The sequence below is a fragment of the Afipia sp. GW821-FHT14H12 genome, assembly GCF_058803465.1.
Window position 1 is genome coordinate 824,331 of sequence record NZ_JBXAOZ010000001.1, and the last position, 18,171, is coordinate 842,501.

General features: G+C 64.1%; 19 protein-coding genes. 9 read left to right on the forward strand and 10 right to left on the reverse strand.

What is annotated here, in order from left to right; genetic code table 11:
* The first annotated feature begins 59 nt into the window (after window positions 1–59).
* A complete protein-coding gene (locus tag AC1RNA_RS04080) occupies window positions 60–974 on the forward strand; it encodes a methylated-DNA--[protein]-cysteine S-methyltransferase (protein ID WP_492950346.1) in 915 nt (304 codons plus the stop codon).
* On the opposite strand, the gene AC1RNA_RS04085 is transcribed toward AC1RNA_RS04080, so the two are convergent.
* The 7 genes from AC1RNA_RS04085 to dnaK form a co-directional block, all read right to left on the reverse strand.
* The gene (locus AC1RNA_RS04085) at window positions 971–1,594 is read right to left on the reverse strand and encodes a 2,3-bisphosphoglycerate-dependent phosphoglycerate mutase (protein ID WP_492950347.1); all 624 of its coding nucleotides are present in this window, start codon (window positions 1,592–1,594) and stop codon (window positions 971–973) included. The two genes, AC1RNA_RS04080 and AC1RNA_RS04085, sit on opposite strands and share 4 nt — an antisense overlap.
* 28 nt (window positions 1,595–1,622) lie before the next feature.
* Complete coding sequence (gene dapB / locus AC1RNA_RS04090) at window positions 1,623–2,435, reverse strand: 4-hydroxy-tetrahydrodipicolinate reductase (protein ID WP_009338678.1); 813 nt, start codon at window positions 2,433–2,435, stop codon at window positions 1,623–1,625.
* Between the two features lie 88 nt (window positions 2,436–2,523).
* Window positions 2,524–3,231 carry an orotidine-5'-phosphate decarboxylase gene (pyrF, locus tag AC1RNA_RS04095; RefSeq protein ID WP_009338677.1) on the reverse strand — a complete coding sequence of 236 codons (708 nt, stop codon included), beginning with the start codon at window positions 3,229–3,231 and terminating at the stop codon, window positions 2,524–2,526.
* Between the two features lie 9 nt (window positions 3,232–3,240).
* Window positions 3,241–3,813: an NADPH-dependent FMN reductase gene (locus AC1RNA_RS04100; RefSeq protein ID WP_492950348.1), complete on the reverse strand. Its 573-nt coding sequence runs from the start codon at window positions 3,811–3,813 to the stop codon at window positions 3,241–3,243.
* 60 nt (window positions 3,814–3,873) lie between these two features.
* Window positions 3,874–4,470, reverse strand: a complete 597-nt coding sequence (locus AC1RNA_RS04105) for a class I SAM-dependent methyltransferase (protein WP_492950349.1) — start codon at window positions 4,468–4,470, stop codon at window positions 3,874–3,876.
* A 97-nt stretch (window positions 4,471–4,567) separates the two neighbouring features.
* Window positions 4,568–5,698 (reverse strand): molecular chaperone DnaJ, encoded by a 1,131-nt coding sequence (gene dnaJ, locus AC1RNA_RS04110; RefSeq protein ID WP_009338674.1) that lies wholly within the window; start codon window positions 5,696–5,698, stop codon window positions 4,568–4,570.
* A gap of 99 nt (window positions 5,699–5,797) precedes the next feature.
* Window positions 5,798–7,711, reverse strand: coding sequence for a molecular chaperone DnaK (gene dnaK, locus AC1RNA_RS04115; protein WP_040297911.1), 1,914 nt, complete (start codon window positions 7,709–7,711; stop codon window positions 5,798–5,800).
* Window positions 7,712–8,010: 299 nt separating this feature from the next.
* On the opposite strand from dnaK, the gene AC1RNA_RS04120 reads away from it, so the two are divergent.
* The gene (locus AC1RNA_RS04120; RefSeq protein WP_492950350.1) at window positions 8,011–8,964 is read left to right on the forward strand and encodes a hypothetical protein; all 954 of its coding nucleotides are present in this window, start codon (window positions 8,011–8,013) and stop codon (window positions 8,962–8,964) included.
* Between the two features lie 17 nt (window positions 8,965–8,981).
* On the opposite strand, the gene grpE is transcribed toward AC1RNA_RS04120, so the two are convergent.
* Window positions 8,982–9,581: a nucleotide exchange factor GrpE gene (grpE, locus tag AC1RNA_RS04125; RefSeq protein ID WP_009338671.1), complete on the reverse strand. Its 600-nt coding sequence runs from the start codon at window positions 9,579–9,581 to the stop codon at window positions 8,982–8,984.
* Window positions 9,582–9,669: 88 nt separating this feature from the next.
* A complete protein-coding gene (gene hrcA / locus AC1RNA_RS04130; RefSeq protein ID WP_492950351.1) occupies window positions 9,670–10,761 on the reverse strand; it encodes a heat-inducible transcriptional repressor HrcA in 1,092 nt (363 codons plus the stop codon).
* A gap of 203 nt (window positions 10,762–10,964) precedes the next feature.
* On the opposite strand from hrcA, the gene rph reads away from it, so the two are divergent.
* From rph to hemW, 3 genes are read left to right on the forward strand one after another with little or no spacing between them, the layout of a single operon-like run.
* Window positions 10,965–11,681, forward strand: a complete 717-nt coding sequence (gene rph / locus AC1RNA_RS04135) for a ribonuclease PH (protein WP_009338669.1) — start codon at window positions 10,965–10,967, stop codon at window positions 11,679–11,681.
* On the forward strand, window positions 11,681–12,319 hold the full coding sequence (rdgB, locus tag AC1RNA_RS04140) for an RdgB/HAM1 family non-canonical purine NTP pyrophosphatase (RefSeq protein WP_492950352.1): 639 nt from the start codon (window positions 11,681–11,683) through the stop codon (window positions 12,317–12,319). Before rph ends, rdgB begins: the two co-directional genes overlap by 1 nt.
* A complete protein-coding gene (hemW, locus tag AC1RNA_RS04145; protein WP_009338667.1) occupies window positions 12,309–13,466 on the forward strand; it encodes a radical SAM family heme chaperone HemW in 1,158 nt (385 codons plus the stop codon). The genes rdgB and hemW overlap by 11 nt, the downstream gene beginning before the upstream one ends.
* A gap of 9 nt (window positions 13,467–13,475) precedes the next feature.
* Here the strand turns inward: hemW and AC1RNA_RS04150 are convergent, their stop codons facing one another.
* Entirely contained in the window at window positions 13,476–14,687 is a 1,212-nt protein-coding gene (locus AC1RNA_RS04150; protein WP_009338666.1) for a penicillin-binding protein activator, read from the reverse strand.
* 243 nt (window positions 14,688–14,930) lie between these two features.
* Here AC1RNA_RS04150 and rsmI point away from each other — a divergent pair, with 243 nt between their 5' ends.
* The 4 genes from rsmI to AC1RNA_RS04170 all read left to right on the forward strand — a co-directional run bounded on the left by rsmI (window position 14,931) and on the right by AC1RNA_RS04170 (window position 18,157).
* Window positions 14,931–15,863 carry a 16S rRNA (cytidine(1402)-2'-O)-methyltransferase gene (rsmI, locus tag AC1RNA_RS04155; RefSeq protein WP_492950353.1) on the forward strand — a complete coding sequence of 311 codons (933 nt, stop codon included), beginning with the start codon at window positions 14,931–14,933 and terminating at the stop codon, window positions 15,861–15,863.
* A complete protein-coding gene (locus AC1RNA_RS04160) occupies window positions 15,860–16,249 on the forward strand; it encodes a YraN family protein (RefSeq protein ID WP_492950354.1) in 390 nt (129 codons plus the stop codon). The genes rsmI and AC1RNA_RS04160 overlap by 4 nt, the downstream gene beginning before the upstream one ends.
* 30 nt (window positions 16,250–16,279) lie before the next feature.
* A complete protein-coding gene (gshB, locus tag AC1RNA_RS04165; RefSeq protein WP_492950355.1) occupies window positions 16,280–17,221 on the forward strand; it encodes a glutathione synthase in 942 nt (313 codons plus the stop codon).
* Between the two features lie 117 nt (window positions 17,222–17,338).
* Window positions 17,339–18,157 carry a hypothetical protein gene (locus tag AC1RNA_RS04170; protein WP_492950356.1) on the forward strand — a complete coding sequence of 273 codons (819 nt, stop codon included), beginning with the start codon at window positions 17,339–17,341 and terminating at the stop codon, window positions 18,155–18,157.
* Window positions 18,158–18,171 lie beyond the last annotated feature (14 nt).

Below are 18,171 nucleotides of genomic sequence, written 5' to 3' on the forward strand. Positions count from 1 at the left end.
ATCGGGTGGATAGCAGGCTGCGGCGCGCCTAGCTTTCCCCGATGATGATACAAAACCCCATGACTGCATTCGAGCCGGCCTCCGCAAAATCGCTGCGCGCGCAGATCGCGCAGGCACCCGCTGCCAGCGAGAGCTTGCGCGATTACGAGACCGTCCACCGCGCCATCGCCTTCATATCGGAGCATTGGCGCGGCCAACCGACCATCGAGGAGATGGCGGAAGCCGTCAGCGTCACGCCGGATGAGCTGCATCACCTGTTCCGCCGCTGGGCCGGGCTGACGCCGAAGGCGTTCATGCAGGCGGTGACGCTCGACAACGCCAAGCGGCTGTTGCGCAAGTCCGGCAACATTCTCGATGTCGCCTACGATTCCGGGCTGTCGGGCCCGAGCCGCTTGCACGATCTGTTCGTGACGCACGAAGCGATGTCGCCGGGCGAGTGGAAGAAAGGCGCGGCGGGCCTGACGCTGCGTTACGGCTTCCACCCCTCGCCATTCGGCACCGCCGTCATCATCGCCACGGAGCGCGGGCTTGCGGGACTGGCCTTCGCCGATCCCGGCGAGGAGATCGCGGCGCTGGAGGACATGCAGGAACGCTGGAGGCTCGCGACCTATATCGAGGATCACGCAGGCACCGCCGCGCTGGCGAGACGCATCTTCGAATCATCACAATGGCAGGCGGAGCGGCCGTTGCGCGTGGTGCTGATCGGCACCGATTTCGAGATCCGGGTGTGGGAAACGCTGCTGCGCATTCCGATGGGCAAGGCCACCACTTACTCTGATATCGCACGCACCATCAGTGCGCCGAAGGCCTCGCGCGCGGTCGGCGCGGCGGTCGGCAAGAATCCGATCTCGTTCGTGGTGCCGTGCCATCGCGTGCTCGGCAAGAGCGGCGCCATCACCGGTTATCACTGGGGCCTGACGCGCAAGCGCGCGATGTTGGGATGGGAAACCGCGCGCACCAATAGCTGCGATTAGCCAGCGAGATCGGTCTTCGATTCTACCGTCGCATCGGCCCTGAGCCGATAGATGATCGGCACGCCGGTGCCGACCTCGCGCTTGAGGATTGCCTCCGGCGACAGCTTCTCCAGCACCATGATCAGCGCACGCAACGAATTGCCATGCGCAGTCACCAGCGTCCGCTCGCCGCGCAGAACGCAGGGGAGAATCTCCTGCACGTAGTAAGGCAGCGTCCGCGCCAGCGTGTCCTTCAGGCTTTCGCCGCCGGGCGGCGCAACATCGTAGGAGCGGCGCCAGATATGCACCTGCTCGTCGCCCCATTTCTTGCGCGCCTCGTCCTTGTTGAGACCGGAGAGATCGCCATAGTCGCGTTCGTTCAGCGCGATGTTCTTCGTCACCGGAATGCCGGTCTGCCCAAGCTCATCAAGCATCAGCGACAGCGTGCGCTGGGCGCGCGTCAGTTCCGAGGTGAAGGCGACATCGAAGACGAAGCCTTTCTCCTTGAGAAGCTTGCCCGCGCGCTTGGCTTCCTCGACGCCCTGCGCGGTAATGTCGGGGTCCTTCCAGCCGGTGAAGAGGTTCTTCAGATTCCACTCGCTCTGACCGTGGCGGACGAGCACGAGAAGACGATCACTCATACCTTTTGACTCTCATTCCGGGATTTCATCAGCCGCCGATGCCGAGCACGTCGGCCATCGAATAGTGACCGGGCTTGCGGCCGCGCGCCCAGCACGCGGCCTTGATCGCACCGCGCGCGAAGATCATGCGGTCCTCGGCGCGATGAGTCAGTTCGATGCGCTCATAGGGGCCCGAGAAGATGACGGTGTGCTCGCCGGTGACGGTGCCGCCGCGCAACGTCGCGAAACCGATGTCGCCACGGTTGCGCGCGCCGGTGTAGCCGTCGCGCGAGCGCACCGACTTGCCTTCGAGCGCAATGCCGCGCCCCTCCGCCGCCGCCTGGCCGAGCAGATAGGCTGTGCCGGACGGCGCGTCGATCTTGGCGCGATGGTGCATTTCCAGAATTTCGATGTCGAAATCGTCGTCGAGCGATTTCGCGACCTGCTTCACCAATGCTGCGAGCAGATTGACACCGAGGCTCATATTGCCGGACTGCACCACGATGGCGCGCGAGGTGACGCTCTTGATCACCGCGTTGTCGGAGGCCGACAGGCCGGTGGTCCCGATGACATGCACAAGGCCGCGCTCGGCCGCGATCGCGACATTGGCGATGGTCGCCGCGGGGACGGTAAAATCGAGAATGCCGTCGGCATCTTTCGACAGGGTCCACAGGTCGGCCGACAACGGAATGCCGTTCGGCGCAAGCCCGGCCAGCACGCCGGAATCCTCGCCGAGCAGTTCGGAATCCGGCGCTTCCAGCGCACCGACCACCGTCGCGCCCTCGGTTTCGTGCAGCGCGCGAAGCAGCGTCCGGCCCATCCGGCCGCCCGCACCTGCAACGATCAAACGCATATCCGACATATCTCGGCCTCACATTGCTTTCGGGGTATAGCGGGGGCGGATGGCGTCGGCAATCCGCTATCCGGCGCAGGTATTTCGGGAAATCGGCTCAGGACGCCGCAGCGATCTCCGCGACGATGGCCTGCGCCGCCGCTTTCGGGTCGGCGGCCGCAACAACCGGACGGCCGACCACGAGGTAATCGGACCCGGCGGCGATGGCACGGGCGGGCGTCATCACCCGCTTCTGGTCGCCGGCGGCGCTTCCGGCAGGACGGATACCGGGCGTCACCAGCGCGATGTCGCGCCCCAGGATGGCGCGAAGATTGGCCGACTCTTCGGCCGAGCAGACGATGCCGTCGACGCCGATCGCCTGCGCCTGCCGCGCACGCTGCGCCACCATCTCGGCCACGCCCAGCGTGTAGCCCGCTTCCTTGAGATCATCGTTGTTGTAGGAGGTCAGCACCGTGACCGCGAGGATCTGAAGACCGGAGCCCCGGCTCGCCTCGACCGCCGCCTTCATGGTCTGCGGATAGGCGTGCACCGTGAGGAATGTCGCGCCGAGTTTTGCGATGCCCGCGACGCCGTTCGCCACCGTGTTGCCGATGTCGTGCAGCTTGAGGTCGATGAACACCTTCTTGCCGGCGCGAACGAGATCGTGCGCCATCGGCAGCCCGCCCGCATAAGCGAGCTGATAGCCGATCTTGTAGAAGCTCACGGTGTCACCCAGGGTGGCGACGAGTTTTTCCGCCTCCGCCACGCCCGGCACATCGAGCGCCACGATCATCCGGTCGCGCGGATCGGTCGGTGTCTTGGTCACGTCATCTCCTCACATCATGCGTTGCGCGGCGTCGATCAACGCCCGCACCAGGTTCTGCATCGCGGCAAATTCGTTATCGTCCTGCAAGCGGTCCATCCGGTCGAAAGCCTCAACGCCGCGCGCCACGATCAATTGCGGCGCGATCACATCCGCATTGAAGCCCGCCGTCAGCATCTGGCGTAGCGTCAGCGCGGCGTAGATGCCGTCATTGCGGTCCGAGACGGAGGCGATGGCGAACGGCTTGCCGCGAAATGCCTGCAACGGCGATTCATTGCGCTCCCGCACCGACGCAAGCCAGCTCATCGCGTTGAGCAACAGCGGCGGCGGCAGCGCATGACGTTCCGGCGTCACCAGCATCACCGCATGATGCGCGCCGATCATGCGCTTGAGATCGAGCGCGGCGGGCGGCGTTTCGCCATTGCCCAAATCCTCATGCAGCGGCAGCATAAAGTCCGCGAGCGAGATTCGCGTCGCCTCGTGATCGCTGAGCGCGATCTCCTTGACGATGGCGGCGGCGAGACGCACATCAGCCGCGCTTTCGCGAACCGAGCCCGGAATGACGAGAATTTTGACGGCTGCCATATGCGCAGCCCTAAAGTGTTTTGACAGAGAGGAAAAGCCGAGCGGAGCGCGGGCGCGGCCTCATGCCTTGCGATAGACCCAGACGCGGGCCGGCGGCACATTCATCCAGATCCGCTCGGAGGCCTGCGTCAGCACGCCCGGCAACGATTTCGGAATCGGCGGCGCGACGGAATAAGTAAACTGCACGAAGGGCGCGCCGGGGATCAGCTTCATGAAGGCTTCGCGCATCAGCCGCAGCCGCGTCAGCATCGGCTTGGTGACGAGCGGCAGGCCCGACACCACCGCGCTCGCTGGCTGTACGATCGCAGCGAGCGTCTTGTCGAGCTGATAGGCATCGCCCTGCACCACGGTCGCCTGCGGATAGCGTTCACGCAACAGCGCGCAGAAACCGGGATTGAACTCGACGAGGACGAGACGTTTCTGTTCGATGCCATGCGCCACCAGCGCGTCGGTGATCGCGCCGGTGCCCGGACCAAGTTCGATGACAGGCGCCTCGGAATGTTTGTCGACGTAGCTCGCCATCGTGCGCGCGAGCATCCTGCCCGATGGCATCACCGCGCCCATGTGCAGCGGCTTTTCAATCCAGGAGCGAAGGAAACGAACCTCATCGTCGAGACGGAGAGGTTTTTTGAGAACGCGCGCGGACTCTGCAGCCATGGCGGGGGTACCAGCGGGGAGCCCGACGAGCCCGGGCTTTTTCAAATTTTCTTCATAAAGACGTACAGGAGACAGGCCAGAACGGTCAAGTTCCGGCTCAGGCCGTACCCGCCCTGTTGCCGAAGAAGTCCTTGACCATTTTGAAGAAACCCGCAGCCTCGGGTTGGGTTTCACCGGACGACAGTTTTTCGAACTCCGCCAGCAATTCCTTCTGCTTTTTGGTCAGATTCTGTGGCGTTTCGACCACAACCTGGACGTACATGTCGCCCGTCTGGCGCGAGCGAAGCACCGGCATCCCCTTGCCAGCGATGCGGAACCGGCGGCCGGACTGGGTGCCGGAGGGAACCTTGACTCGGGCCTTGGTGCTGTCGATCGCAGGAACCTCGAACTCGCCGCCGATGGCCGCGGTCACCATCGAAATCGGCACCCGGCAATGCAGATCGGCGCCGTCCCGCTGGAAAAGCTGATGCGAGCCGACGGACAGGAAAATATAGAGGTCGCCCGCCGGGCCGCCCTGCACACCCGCCTCGCCCTCGCCGGAGAGGCGGATGCGGGTGCCGTCCTCGACGCCGGCGGGAATATTCACCGACAGCGAGCGGTCTTTCTGGACGCGGCCCTGACCCGAACAGGACGGGCACGGCGTGTCGATGCTCTGGCCTCGGCCATGGCAACTTGGGCAGGTCCGCTCCAGCGTGAAGAAGCCCTGCGCCTGCCGCACGCGGCCGGCACCGCCGCAGGTCGCGCAGACTTTCGGCTTGGTGCCGGGCTTGGCGCCCGAACCCGAACAGGCCTCGCAGGCCACCGCGACCGGAATGTTGATCTGCGCGGTCTTGCCGAGGAAGGCCTCCTCGAGCGTGATTTCCATATTGTAGCGCAGGTCGGCGCCGCGCTCGCGGCCACCACCCCTGCCGCGCCCGGCCATGCCGAACAGGTCTTCAAAAATATCGGAGAAGGATGAGGCAAAGCCCGCGCCGAAGCCGTGGCCACCGCCGCCCATGCCCTGCTCGAACGCGGCATGGCCGTAGCGGTCGTAGGCGGCGCGCTTCTGGCCGTCCTTGAGAATCTCGTAGGCTTCGGAGATTTCCTTGAACTTGTGCTCACACGCAGGATCGCCCGGATTCTTGTCCGGGTGCCATTTCATCGCGAGCTTGCGGAATGCGGTCTTGAGACCAGCCTCATCGACCGTGCGATCGACTTCCAGGGTCTCGTAGTAGCAAGTCTTAGCCATGAGCGATCAAATGCATGGGTATCTGAGTCTGAGAAACCTGAGAACAGGAACTCTCCCTGCAAAAACCTCCCCGCAAGGGGGAGGTTTTCCGTGAAGCGCTTACGCTGACTTCTTGTTGGTCTTGTCGTCGTCGACTTCGGTGAACTCCGCATCGACAACATCATCGTGGGCGGCGTCCTTCGCCGCGTCGGCCTTGGCATCGGCTTCGGCCTGCTGCTGATACATCGCCTCGCCGAGCTTCATCGAAGCCTGCGCCAGCGTGTTGGACTTCGCCTTGATGGCTTCCGAATCGTCGCCCTTCAGGGCTTCCTTCAGATCGGCCAGCGCATCCTCGATCGCCTTGCGGTCGCCTTCGGACACCTTGCCGCCATGCTCGGCCAGCGCCTTCTCGGTGGAATGCACCAGCGCGTCGGCATGGTTCTTGGCGTCGACCGCCTCGCGGCGCTTCTTGTCCTCGGCGGCGTTCGCCTCGGCATCCTTGACCATCTTCTCGATCTCGGATTCCGACAACCCGCCCGACGCCTGGATGCGAATCTGCTGTTCCTTGCCGGTCGCCTTGTCCTTGGCCGAGACGTTGACGATGCCGTTGGCGTCGATGTCGAAGGTGACCTCGATCTGCGGCATGCCGCGCGGCGCCGGCGGAATACCCATCAGGTCGAACTGGCCGAGCGCCTTGTTGTCCGCGGCCATTTCGCGTTCGCCCTGGAAGACGCGGATCGTCACGGCGCCCTGATTGTCCTCGGCTGTCGAGAACACCTGGCTCTTCTTGGTCGGGATCGTAGTGTTGCGCTCGATGATGCGCGTGAACACGCCGCCCAGCGTTTCGATGCCGAGCGAAAGCGGGGTCACGTCGAGCAGCAGCACGTCCTTGACGTCGCCCTGCAGCACGCCTGCCTGAATGGCCGCGCCGATGGCGACGACTTCATCCGGGTTGACGCCCTTGTGCGGCTCCTTGCCGAAGAACTGCTTCACGATCTCCTGGATCTTCGGCATGCGGGTCATGCCGCCGACCAGAACCACCTCGCCGACTTCGCCAGCCGAAAGACCGGCATCCTTCAGCGCCTTGCGACAGGGTTCGATCGTCTTCTGCACGAGATCGTCGACCAGCGCCTCGAACTTGGCGCGGGTGAGCTTCATGGTCAGATGCTTCGGGCCGGTCGCATCCGCCGTGATGAACGGCAGGTTAACTTCGGTCTGCGTCGTCGAGGACAGCTCGATCTTGGCTTTTTCCGCAGCTTCCTTCAGGCGCTGCAGAGCGAGCTTGTCGTTGCGCAGGTTGATACCCTGCTCCTTCTGGAATTCGTCGGCGAGATAGCCGACGAGGCGCATGTCGAAATCTTCGCCGCCGAGGAAGGTGTCGCCGTTGGTCGACTTCACCTCAAACACGCCGTCGCCGATCTCAAGGATCGACACGTCGAACGTGCCGCCGCCGAGGTCGTACACCGCGATGGTGCCCTGCTTCGACTTGTCGAGGCCGTAGGCGAGCGCTGCAGCGGTCGGCTCGTTGATGATGCGCAGCACTTCGAGGCCGGCGATCTTGCCGGCGTCCTTGGTGGCCTGACGCTGGGCATCGTTGAAATATGCGGGAACAGTGATGACCGCCTGATCGACCTTCTGGCCGAGATGGGCTTCAGCGGTCTCTTTCATCTTCTGAAGGATGAAAGCGGAAACCTGCGAAGGCGAGTAGGTCTGGCCCGAAGCCTCGACCCAGGCGTCGCCGTTCGATGCCTTCATGATCTTGTAGGGGACGAGCTTCTTGTCCTTTTCGACGGTCGGATCGTCGTAGCGGCGGCCGATCAGGCGCTTCACGGCGAAAATCGTATTTTCCGGATTGGTGACGGCCTGGCGCTTGGCCGGCTGACCGACGAGGCGCTCGCCGTCATTGGTGAAGGCGACGATGGACGGGGTCGTCCGCATGCCTTCCGCGTTCTCGATAACTTTCGGCGATTTGCCATCCATGACGGCAACGCACGAATTGGTGGTGCCGAGATCGATCCCAATGACCTTTCCCATTGTCCCTCTATCCTTCTTTTGCGGCGGATTGGCCGGGCCCTGACGGCGCACCGCACCCAACCCCCTGAGAATCCAAGCGCGCCGCTCTGCGACGCTCCGCCTCATATAGGAGGGGCGGTAGGGGCCGCAAGGACCGAAGGGGGTGAAAGCCGTTATTCGGCGGCATTTGTTTTCACCGGTTAACATCCCGGAGAGGCCATTCCGGGAACGGCGCGCCGGGCCTGTCGGCGCATCCTGGAAGCTGCTATCGAACCCCCCATCCATCGATCCGCCTCAATCGCGCGTCAGGGAGCTTAGCGATGATGACCCTTTCCATGACCCTCCGCCGGGCGGTGCTGGCGCTCCCTGCTCTCCTCGTTCTGGCCCTCCCCGCGCGCGCCGCCGAAGCCGTTTTCCCGGCGGGAGTCCGCGTCGGCCTCGTGCCGCTGGAGGGACTTGCGGCCTCGACCCAGTTTTCCGGCTTCATCAGCTCCGACCAGAAGGTGCGGGTCGGCCTATCGGAAATCCCGGAGGCCGCGTTCACGGCCGTCGAGACCGCGCTGAAGAACAACTCCACGCCGGCGGGCTCACCAAAGCCGCAAGCCTTCTCCACCACCGCGCGGCAGGGTTATCTGCTGACTGAAACCGGCAAGGACGGCGACACCGAGGTGTCGAACTACACGCTGCTGCTGCCAGGCAACAAATTCACCGGCTACGTCATCGTGCAGGTGCGCGGCGACGCGGGCGACGCCTATTCCGAGGCCAATATCCGCAAGATGCTCGCGAGCACGGTGACGCGCGCCGAAATTCCGGTCGAGGAGCAACTGTCCCAGCTCAACTTCAAGCTCGGCGATCTCGCGGGCTTCAAGCATGTGCGCACCATCGCACCGCGCTCGGCGGTGCTGCTCAGCGATGGCGGCGACGATGCCAAGCTCGACAGCTCCGCCTACATTATGGTCGGCATCATGCAGGGTGGACCCACTCAGGTGGAAGATCGCGGCCGCTTCGCGCGCGATCTCGCCGCCAACATCGCGGGCCTGCGCGACGTCAAGATGACCAACAACGAGCCGCTGCGGATCGACGGCAGCCCCGGCTTCGAGACTCGCATCGAAGGGGTCACCGGCAAGAATAACACGCCGGTGCGGGTGGTGCAGTGGCTGCGCTTCGGCTCAGGCTCCGCGACTCTGCGCATTGTCGCCAGCGCCCCGCAGTCCGAGTGGTCGGAGGCGTTCACGCGCTTCCGCACCGTCCGCGACGGCATCAGCGCAAAGTAAGAGTCGGAACGCTTCGATCAGTTGGCGGGTTTGGGCTCGGCCTTAGAGACCCCGACCAGTGCCGGACGGAGCATCCGGTCGCCGATCATGTAGCCGGTCTGGATCACCTGCACGACGGTGCCGGGCGCAACCGAATTATCCGGAACCTCGTACATCGCCTGATGCACATTCGGATCGAACTTCTCGCCCATCGGATCGAACTTCTTGACGCCGTTCTTCTCGAGCGAACGATGCAGCGAGCGCTCGGTCAACTCGACGCCTTCGATCAGCGCCGTAAGGCCTGCATCCGCCGTGGCACGCGCTTCCGCAGGCACCGCGTCGAGCGCGCGCTGCAGATTGTCGGCGATTTCCAGAATATCGCGCGCGAAACCGGCGATGCCGTAGGCGCGCGCGTCCGCGACCTCGCGCTGGGTGCGCTTGCGCAGATTCTCCATCTCCGCCAGCGTGCGGAGCATCTTGTCCTTGGCTTCAGCGGCTTCCTTGACGAGCGCCTCGGAGGGCGTCTCCTCCGGGTCGTCGGGCATGATGTACGGCTTGGAGACGCGCGGTTCGCCGGGCTTGCTGCCCGCGTTCTCCGCCGCTTCAGAAAATTCCTTCCGGCCGTCGTTATCGGTCATCACGCTTCCACTGTCTGATTAAGGGTGTACGGCTGGCATATCGTCGTTTGGCCGCCAAAAATCAAGCGCGGACGCCCGCCCAAAATACCTATTTGCCGAGCATCTGGCTGACGATGCGCGCCGCATAATCCACCATCGGGATGACGCGCGCGTAGTTCAGCCGCGTCGGGCCGATCACGCCGAGCACGCCGACGATGCGGCCGGAACTGTCGCGATAGGGCGCGGTGATGGTCGAGGAGCCCGACAGCGAAAACAGCTTGTTTTCCGAGCCGATGAAAATCCGCACGCCGTCGCCGCGTTCCGCAAGGCCGAGCAGGTCGGCGACGCCCTTCTTGGTCTCCAGGTCGTCGAACAACAGCCGTACCCGCTCCAGATCCTCCATGGCGTGAAGGTCTTCGAGCAGATTGGCATGGCCGCGCACGATCAAACGGCGCTCGTCGTTTGAGCCGCCCGACCATGATGCGACGCCGGCGGAAATGATCTTCTGCGTGAGCTGATCTAGCTCGTTGCGGCTCTGCGCCAATGCCGCTTCCAGATCGGCGCGCGCCTCGCTCAATGTGCGGCCACGGATGCGGGCGTTGAGGAAGTTCGAGGCTTCCACCAGCGCCGAGGACGGCACGCCCGGCGGCAACGCGAGAATACGGTTTTCGATCTGGCCGTCTTCGGCGACCAGCACGACGAGCGCCTGCTCGGGCTCCAGCCGCACGAACTCGATATGTTTGAGCCGCGTGTTCGATTTGCCCGTCAGCACCACGGCGGCGGCGCGCGTGAGGCCCGACAGGCGCGTCATCGCATCGCTCAGCGTGGCTTCGATCGATTGCTGCTTGCCGATGGCGGCCAACTGCGCCTGGATCGATTGCCGCTCGTCCTCGGTCAGGTCGCCGACCTGCATCAGCGCATCGACGAAAAAGCGTAACCCAAGCTCGGTCGGCAGCCGTCCTGCGGACGTATGCGGCGCGTAAATCAGGCCGAGATGTTCGAGGTCCGCCATCACGTTGCGCACGGAAGCAGGCGACAGCGGGACCGAGATCATTCGCGAGATGTTGCGCGAACCGACCGGCTCGCCGGTGGCGAGATAATTCTCGACAATTTGCCGAAAAATATCGCGGGAACGCTCGTTGAGCTGGGACAGCGCCGCGCTCGGGGTAATCAGCGAGCCTTTCGGATCGTGGTGAGACAACCTTTGCTCCTGTGGAGACATCAATCCAAGAACTTATCAGTTCAAGGCTTAATGTGTTCCCGCCGCGCGCGGCTGACAAGCACCTTGCACCCCCCCTTGCACCGCCTGTTCGGCCTTGCCGCGCGCGGCGGGCGCCCCTAAAAGCAGCCCAAGATCGTTCTTAAGATCATTCACAAGATCATTTCCTGCTTTTGGAGAAAAACATGCGTCCCAGCGGCCGCGCGCCCGACGAACTGCGCCCCGTCTCACTCGAGCGCGGCGTGGTAAAATACGCCGAAGGTTCCTGCATGGTGAAATTCGGCGACACCCATGTGCTCGTCACCGCGACGCTGGAGGAGCGGCTGCCGCCATGGCTCAAGGGCCAGGGCCGAGGCTGGGTCACCGCCGAATACGGCATGCTGCCGCGCGCCACCCATGACCGGGTCCGCCGCGAGGCTTCGGCCGGCAAGCAGAGCGGGCGCACCGTGGAAATCCAGCGCCTGATCGGCCGCTCGCTGCGCACCACCGTCGATCTCGTCGCCCTTGGCGAACGCCAGATCACCGTCGACTGCGACGTGATCCAGGCCGATGGCGGCACCCGCACCGCGTCCATCACCGGCGCATGGGTCGCGCTCGCCGACTGCCTGCAATGGATGAAGGCGCGCAACATGCTCAAGAACGACAATGTGCTGCGTGACAACGTCGCCGCGATCTCGTGCGGCATTCACAACGGCACCCCGGTGCTCGACCTTGACTATGCCGAGGATTCGGAAGCCGAGACGGACGCGAATTTCGTCATGACCGGTGACGGCCGCCTCGTCGAGGTGCAGGGCACTGCGGAGCGCACGCCGTTCTCGCAGGATGAATTCCTCAAACTGATGGCGCTGGCGCAAAGCGGCGTCGGCCGTCTCGTGGAATTGCAGAAGATCGCGATGGCGTAATGCCCAATCACCGCCACATCACCGGCCGCCTCGTCATCGCCACCCACAATTCCGGCAAGCTCGCCGAGATGCGCGAACTGCTCGCGCCTTACGGCATCGAGGCCGTATCGGCAGGCGAATTGAATCTGCCCGAGCCGGAAGAAACCGGCACCACGTTTGCCGCCAATGCGCGCATCAAGGCGGAAGCTGCGGCGAACGCAACCGGCCTGCCAGCCTTTGCCGACGATTCCGGCCTGTGCGTCGATGCGCTCGACAGCCAGCCGGGAATCTATTCGGCGCGCTGGGCGGGACCATCGAAGGATTTCATGGCGGCGATGGCGCAGATCGAGCGGCTGTTGCAGGAGCGCGGCGCGACCGCCCCGGCGCAGCGCAAGGCGCATTTCGTCTCCGCGCTGTGCGTGGCGTGGCCTGACGGGCATCTCGAGGAAGTCGAGGAGCGCGTCAACGGCGCGATGGTCTGGCCGCCGCGCGGCGACGCCGGTTTCGGCTACGATCCAGCCTTCCTCCCGGACGGCCATGGGCGTACCTTCGGCGAGATGACAAGCATCGAGAAGCACGGCCTGCCGCCACTCGGCTTGGGCCTGTCGCATCGCGCGAAGGCCTTCGTGAAGCTTGCGGAGATCTGCCTTGCCCGCTGACGCGCAAAATGCCTTTGGCGTTTATGTGCACTGGCCGTTCTGCCTGTCGAAATGTCCGTATTGCGATTTCAACAGCCACGTCCGCCACACCGCGATCGACGAGGAGCGTTTTGCGCGCGCTTTCGCGCGCGAGATCGCTACCACGGCGGCGCGCACGCCCGGCCGCACGGTAACGTCGATTTTCCTCGGCGGCGGTACGCCGTCGCTGATGAAACCGCAGACGGTCGGCGCGGTGCTCGATGCCATCGGACAGCACTGGAATGTCGATAAGGGCGTCGAGGTCACGCTTGAAGCCAACCCCACCAGCGTCGAGGCGACGCGCTTTGCGGGTTATCGCGCAGCGGGCGTCAACCGCGTTTCGCTTGGCGTGCAGGCGCTCGACGACGCTTCGCTGAAAGCGCTGGGCCGCATGCACAGTGCCCGCGAGGCGCTCGATGCGGTCGCCATCGCGCGCCGTTCGTTCGACCGCTATTCGTTCGACCTGATCTACGCGCGCCCAGACCAGAGCGCGGACGCATGGACGCGCGAACTTAAAGTGGCAATCTCGGAAGCCGCCGAACATCTGTCGCTGTATCAATTGACCATCGAGGAAGGCACGCCGTTCTTCGGCCTGCACCGCGCGGGCAAATTGAAAACACCTGACGAGGACCTCGCGCGCCAACTCTACGACGTGACGCAGGAGGTCTGCGCCGCGCATGGCCTGCCTTCTTACGAGATTTCCAATCACGCGCGGCCCGGCGCGGAGTGCCGCCACAATCTCGTCTACTGGCGGGGCCAGGAATATGCCGGTATCGGCCCCGGCGCGCATGGGCGGCTCGATATCGGCGGCATCCGTCACGCGACCGCAACCGACAAGCGGCCGGAAGCATGGCTCACGCGCGTGGAGGAAGACGGCCACGGCATCGCGACCGAAGATTTGCTCGACAGCGAACAGCGCGCCGATGAATTTCTGCTGATGGGCCTGCGCCTTGCGGAAGGCATCGATCCGAAGCGCTATGCGGCACTCGCCGGACGCCCGCTCGATCCACACCGCATCGCCGCGCTCAAGGAAGACGGCGCCATCGTGATGGACGAGAGCGGGCGACTGCGCGTGACGCAGGACGGCTTTCCTCTGCTCGATGCCGTGGTCGCCGACCTCGCGGCGTAATCCGAAAAATTACGCCCCGAAACTTTTCGGCGAGGCCGACGCAATCTGTCCACCGCTCGCCGCCACGCGCAGCACGGCGAGACCGCGCTCGTTGGTGCCATTGGGACGAAAGCGAAACAGCCCGTCGATGCCGGTGAATCCCGACACATTCGTGAGCACTTCGGCCGAGAAGCGCGGCCCGCCGCCGGAATTCACGCGCGACAGCGCCGCCACCAGCGCCACCGCATCATAGGCCAGCGTCGCGGTGCGCACCGGGTCCTGCCCGTATTTGCCGCGATAGCGCTTGGCGAAGGCGCGATAGCCGGACGGATCGGGAGCCGCGTAATAGCCGCCCTGCAGATGCTGATCGGCGAATACTTTCGGGTTGTCCCACAGCCCGGTGCCGAGCAGTTGCACGCGCTTGAGATCCGCACCCGCACCGGCAAGTTGCGATGACAGTTGGACCAGCACGTCGCCGTCATCGGCGAGCAGCAGCGCGTCTGCGCCGCCCAGCGCCTGCGCGACGTTGCGTACGGCGGTCTGCACCTGATTCGGATCGCTCGTGTACTTTTCAAAAGCGATCATGCGCGCGCCCTTGCGCGCCACCGCCTGCTTGAACGCGGCCTCGACAACGTTGCCGTAGGCATTCTCCGGCAACAGCGCCGCGAAGGAGCGCTTGCCGGTGCTGGTGGAATAATCGGTGATGCGGTTGACGTCGGATTCCGGCAGGAAGCTCAACAGATAGACGCCCTGCCCGGCAACGCTGGCGTCGGTGGAAAACGCGATCACCGGAATGTTGCGCGACCGCGCCTGCTGCGCCACGCCCGCGACCGAAAGCCCGAACAGCGGCCCGAGAATGATCTCCGCGCCTTCGCCCAGCGCCTGTTGCGCGGCGGTTTGCGCGCCTTGCGGGGTACCGGCATCGTCCTTGATGAGAAGCTGGATGTCGGGATTCTGGAATTCCGCCAGTGCCATCTCGGCGGCATTCTTCATCGAATTGCCGGCGATGCCCGCATTGCCCGCGCCCGACAAAGGCAGAATCAGCCCGACCTTGACCTGCCCCTTGCCGACGGCAATCGCTTCCTGCTGCGGGCCCGAAGGGCCCGGCGGCGGCTGATCGGTGCCTGTCAGCCCGGACATGCCCGCGCATCCGGCGAGCAGCGGCGCACCGAGGATCAGCCCGACAGCGCTGCGGCGGGTGGTCAGGAGGCTGGATTTTGAAGGATGGGTCGGGACCGTCATCAATTCTCTTTCAGACCGGCTCCTTGATCGGCCCGGACACCATGACGGACCGATCTGGAGCCAAATTCAGACTTCTTGGCGACCACCATACGGGAAAACGAAGAATTTGTGACCCCTGCGAATTTCCAAGCCTTTGGAATTCTAAGCTTTGGATTCTGAAGCTTTTGAAATTCTGAAGTCTGGATCGTTCATTCCTTGCGCGTGCAGCAAGACGATTCCGCGCGGACAGGCTACACTGACCTCATGTCTCGCCCGTCCCCCCGCCCGGATACCGACACCACCGCCGTTTCGCGACAGATTCTGGTGGCGGGGCACGCCATCATCGTTCCGAAAGCGCCACCGGGACTGTATCTCGCCGCCACGCCGATCGGCAATCTCGGCGACATCACGCTGCGCGCGCTGGAGACACTGGCGGGCAGCGACGTGATCTGCTGCGAGGACACCCGCGTCACCCGCAAGCTCCTGGACCGCTACGGCATCACCGTGCCGCTGTCGCCCTATCACGAGCACAACGCGGCAGCGATGCGGCCGAAGATTCTCGCGCGCCTCGCGCAAGGGGAGTCGGTCACGCTGGTGTCGGATGCCGGCACGCCGCTGATTTCCGATCCTGGCTTCAAGCTGGTGCGCGAGGCCTGCGCCGTGGGCTTCGCGGTTCACGCGCTGCCGGGCCCTTCCTCAATTCTCGCAGCGCTGTCGGTCGCGGCATTGCCGACCGACCGTTTCTTCTTCGAGGGCTTCCTGCCCGCCAAGGAAGGCGCGCGCCGCAACCGCATCACCGAGCTGGCGCGGATCGGCGTCACACTGGTGCTGTTCGAATCCGGCGCGCGGGTGCAGGACTCTTTGCGCGATCTCGCCGACATTCTTGGGGCCCGCGATATCGCGATCTGCCGCGAGATGACCAAGCTGCACGAGGATATCCGCCGCTTCTCGCTTGCAGATGTCGACGCGCAGGCTGCCCAACTGGAAACGCGCGGCGAATTCGTGCTGGTGATCGGCCCGCCCTCGGAAGACACCGGACGCATGAGCGAGGATCAGCTCGACGCGCTTTTGCGCGAGCAGCTTGCGCATGGCAGCGTCAAGGATGCGGTTGCCGCCGCGGTCGAACTGTCGGGCCATCCGCGCCGCGAGGTTTATGCGCGCGCGCTGGCGCTGGCTCACAAGGATGAGCCCGAATGAGCGCGCCGCCCGACAATCCTGCAGCCGAGCGCGTCACCGCATTTCAGACCGGCCTGTCCGCCGAGCGGCGCGCTTGTCTCTATCTCAGTGCAAAAGGCTACCGCGTCCTGGCGCGGCGCTACCGCACGCCGCATGGCGAGATCGACGTGGTGGCAAAGCGGCGCGCAACGCTGGCGTTCGTCGAGGTGAAGGCGCGCAACACGCTCGACGATGCCGCCTATAGCGTCACGCCGCGCCAGCAGCAGCGCATCGCCGCCGCAGCCTCGCTCTGGCTCGCCGCGCATCCCGACCATGCAAATCTGGACTGCCGTTTCGACGTGATATTGATTGCGCCGAGGCGGCTTCCGCGCCATCTGGAAGCAGCGTTCGAGACTTCCTCTTTCTGATTATCGATTCATCCCACAGCCGGACCGACCATGACCTTGAAAGTTGCCGTTCAGATGGACCCGATCGCGCGCATCAACGTGCGCGGCGATTCGACCTTCGCGATGTTGCTGGAAGCGCAGAAGCGCGGGCACGAATTATTCTATTACACGCCCGAGCGTCTCTCGCTGTCAGGCAAGGATGTGGTGGCCTTCGTGCAGCCGCTTCAGGTGCGCGACGAACCCGGCAATCATTTCACGCTCGGCGAAGCCAAACGCACCAACATGCAATCCTTCGACGTGGTGCTGTTGCGGCAGGACCCGCCGTTCGATCTCGCCTACGTCACCACCACGCATCTGCTCGAGCGCATCCATCCCAAGACGCTGGTGGTGAACGATCCCACGAGCGTGCGCGATGCGCCGGAAAAAATCTTCGTGATGGAATTTTCCGACCTGATGACGCCGACGCTGATTTCGCGCGACAAGGAGGAGATCGAGCTGTTCCGCAAGGAGCATGGCGACGTGGTGTTCAAGCCGCTCTACGGCCACGGCGGTGCGGCCGTGTTCAGGATCGCCGCGCAGGACATGAATTTCGGTTCGCTCTACGACCTGTTCTCGGTGACCTTCCGCGAGCCGTGGGTGGTGCAGAAATTCCTGCCCGGCGTGAAGGCAGGCGACAAGCGCATCATCCTCGTGGACGGCGAATTCGCGGGCGCCATCAACCGCGTCCCGGCGCCGGATGACCTACGCTCGAACATGGTGCGCGGCGGTGCCGCGAAGGCGACCGACCTCACCCCCCGCGAGCGCGAGATCTGCGAGCGCGTCGGCCCCAGCCTGAAGGAAAAAGGCCTGCTGTTCGTGGGCCTTGACGTGATCGACGGCCATCTCACCGAGATCAACGTCACCTCGCCCACCGGTATCCGCGCCATCGCCAATCTCGGCGGGCCGGACATCGCCGCCCATATCTGGAATGCCATCGAGGCCCGGCGACGATAGGTTTTTTCGATCCCCCTTTAAGGAATTACTGATAATCATCTGCCAGATTGTTGCCCGCCTTTACCTTGGGTTTATTGCTGGTAAGCGGCGTCGTCTTCAATTGCAGATTGTTGATTTATGTCCCTCGAGGTTTTCAGCGGCACATCGATTCCGCGCGAGCTCACGACGGCCGCGATGGAATTCCTGTGGGCCAAATGGAAAACCCTGCAAGCCACCGGCGACCTGACATTGCAGCGTCTCACCGAGGAATCGAGTTATCCGCTGCGTGAGAACCTCGTTTACCTGATGACCGCGGGCGACGACTTCGTCTACACCTATGTCGGCGAAGCCGTGCAAAAGGCGATCGGCCGCGACCGCGCCGGGGTCCTGTTGTCGGCCAGCGGCAATCCGATGAGCCGCGAATATGCACAGGTCTATCGCAAGGTCGCCGACAGCCTGATCCCCGCCTGCCTGCGCTACACGCTGCCGACCTCGCAGAACGGCAAGATCTGGCAGCGCCTGGTGCTACCCGTGCCGGTCGGCGACGCCGCCGTCTGCATCGTGGTCTATTCGGAACTGATCGATCATCACCGGGAAGTCTACGACCAGCTTTTCAAGACCGCGCCGGACGCCATGGTGGTGGCCTGCCCGATTGCCAACGATGTCGGCCACACCAAGGATGGCTGGGTCATCATGATGAATGATCGCGCTCGCGAGATGCTGAACTTCACCGGCAGCATCGGCAATCTGCGCCTCTCCCAGGTGCCGCAATTCGCCAGGATCGACGTCTGGGGCCGGCTCTATGGCCCCAAGGCTGCCAGTGAGGCGATCCCGATTCCCGCCGCCGATTTCGATATCGAGCTGATGCGCTTTCCGCACGTCTTTGGGCTGAAACTGCGGCCCAAGGTGCCGAACCTCGCGGCAGGGAATGTGACTCTGGCGCCTGCCCTGACCTGAGCCTTTTAGGTCAC

Bases quoted from the DNA above. Each gene is read 5' to 3' on its own strand.
- AC1RNA_RS04160 (WP_492950354.1), top strand. From the start codon at position 15,860: ATGAGCGCGCCGCCCGACAATCCTGCAGCCGAGCGCGTCACCGCATTT.
- AC1RNA_RS04080 (WP_492950346.1), top strand. From the start codon at position 60: ATGACTGCATTCGAGCCGGCCTCCGCAAAATCGCTGCGCGCGCAGATC.
- gshB (WP_492950355.1), top strand. From the start codon at position 16,280: ATGACCTTGAAAGTTGCCGTTCAGATGGACCCGATCGCGCGCATCAAC.
- AC1RNA_RS04105 (WP_492950349.1), bottom strand. From the start codon at position 4,470: ATGGCTGCAGAGTCCGCGCGCGTTCTCAAAAAACCTCTCCGTCTCGAC.
- rsmI (WP_492950353.1), top strand. From the start codon at position 14,931: ATGTCTCGCCCGTCCCCCCGCCCGGATACCGACACCACCGCCGTTTCG.
- AC1RNA_RS04100 (WP_492950348.1), bottom strand. From the start codon at position 3,813: ATGGCAGCCGTCAAAATTCTCGTCATTCCGGGCTCGGTTCGCGAAAGC.
- AC1RNA_RS04170 (WP_492950356.1), top strand. From the start codon at position 17,339: ATGTCCCTCGAGGTTTTCAGCGGCACATCGATTCCGCGCGAGCTCACG.
- AC1RNA_RS04085 (WP_492950347.1), bottom strand. From the start codon at position 1,594: ATGAGTGATCGTCTTCTCGTGCTCGTCCGCCACGGTCAGAGCGAGTGG.
- rdgB (WP_492950352.1), top strand. From the start codon at position 11,681: ATGCCCAATCACCGCCACATCACCGGCCGCCTCGTCATCGCCACCCAC.
- AC1RNA_RS04120 (WP_492950350.1), top strand. From the start codon at position 8,011: ATGATGACCCTTTCCATGACCCTCCGCCGGGCGGTGCTGGCGCTCCCT.
- rph (WP_009338669.1), top strand. From the start codon at position 10,965: ATGCGTCCCAGCGGCCGCGCGCCCGACGAACTGCGCCCCGTCTCACTC.
- dnaJ (WP_009338674.1), bottom strand. From the start codon at position 5,698: ATGGCTAAGACTTGCTACTACGAGACCCTGGAAGTCGATCGCACGGTC.
- grpE (WP_009338671.1), bottom strand. From the start codon at position 9,581: ATGACCGATAACGACGGCCGGAAGGAATTTTCTGAAGCGGCGGAGAAC.
- dapB (WP_009338678.1), bottom strand. From the start codon at position 2,435: ATGTCGGATATGCGTTTGATCGTTGCAGGTGCGGGCGGCCGGATGGGC.
- dnaK (WP_040297911.1), bottom strand. From the start codon at position 7,711: ATGGGAAAGGTCATTGGGATCGATCTCGGCACCACCAATTCGTGCGTT.
- AC1RNA_RS04150 (WP_009338666.1), bottom strand. From the start codon at position 14,687: ATGACGGTCCCGACCCATCCTTCAAAATCCAGCCTCCTGACCACCCGC.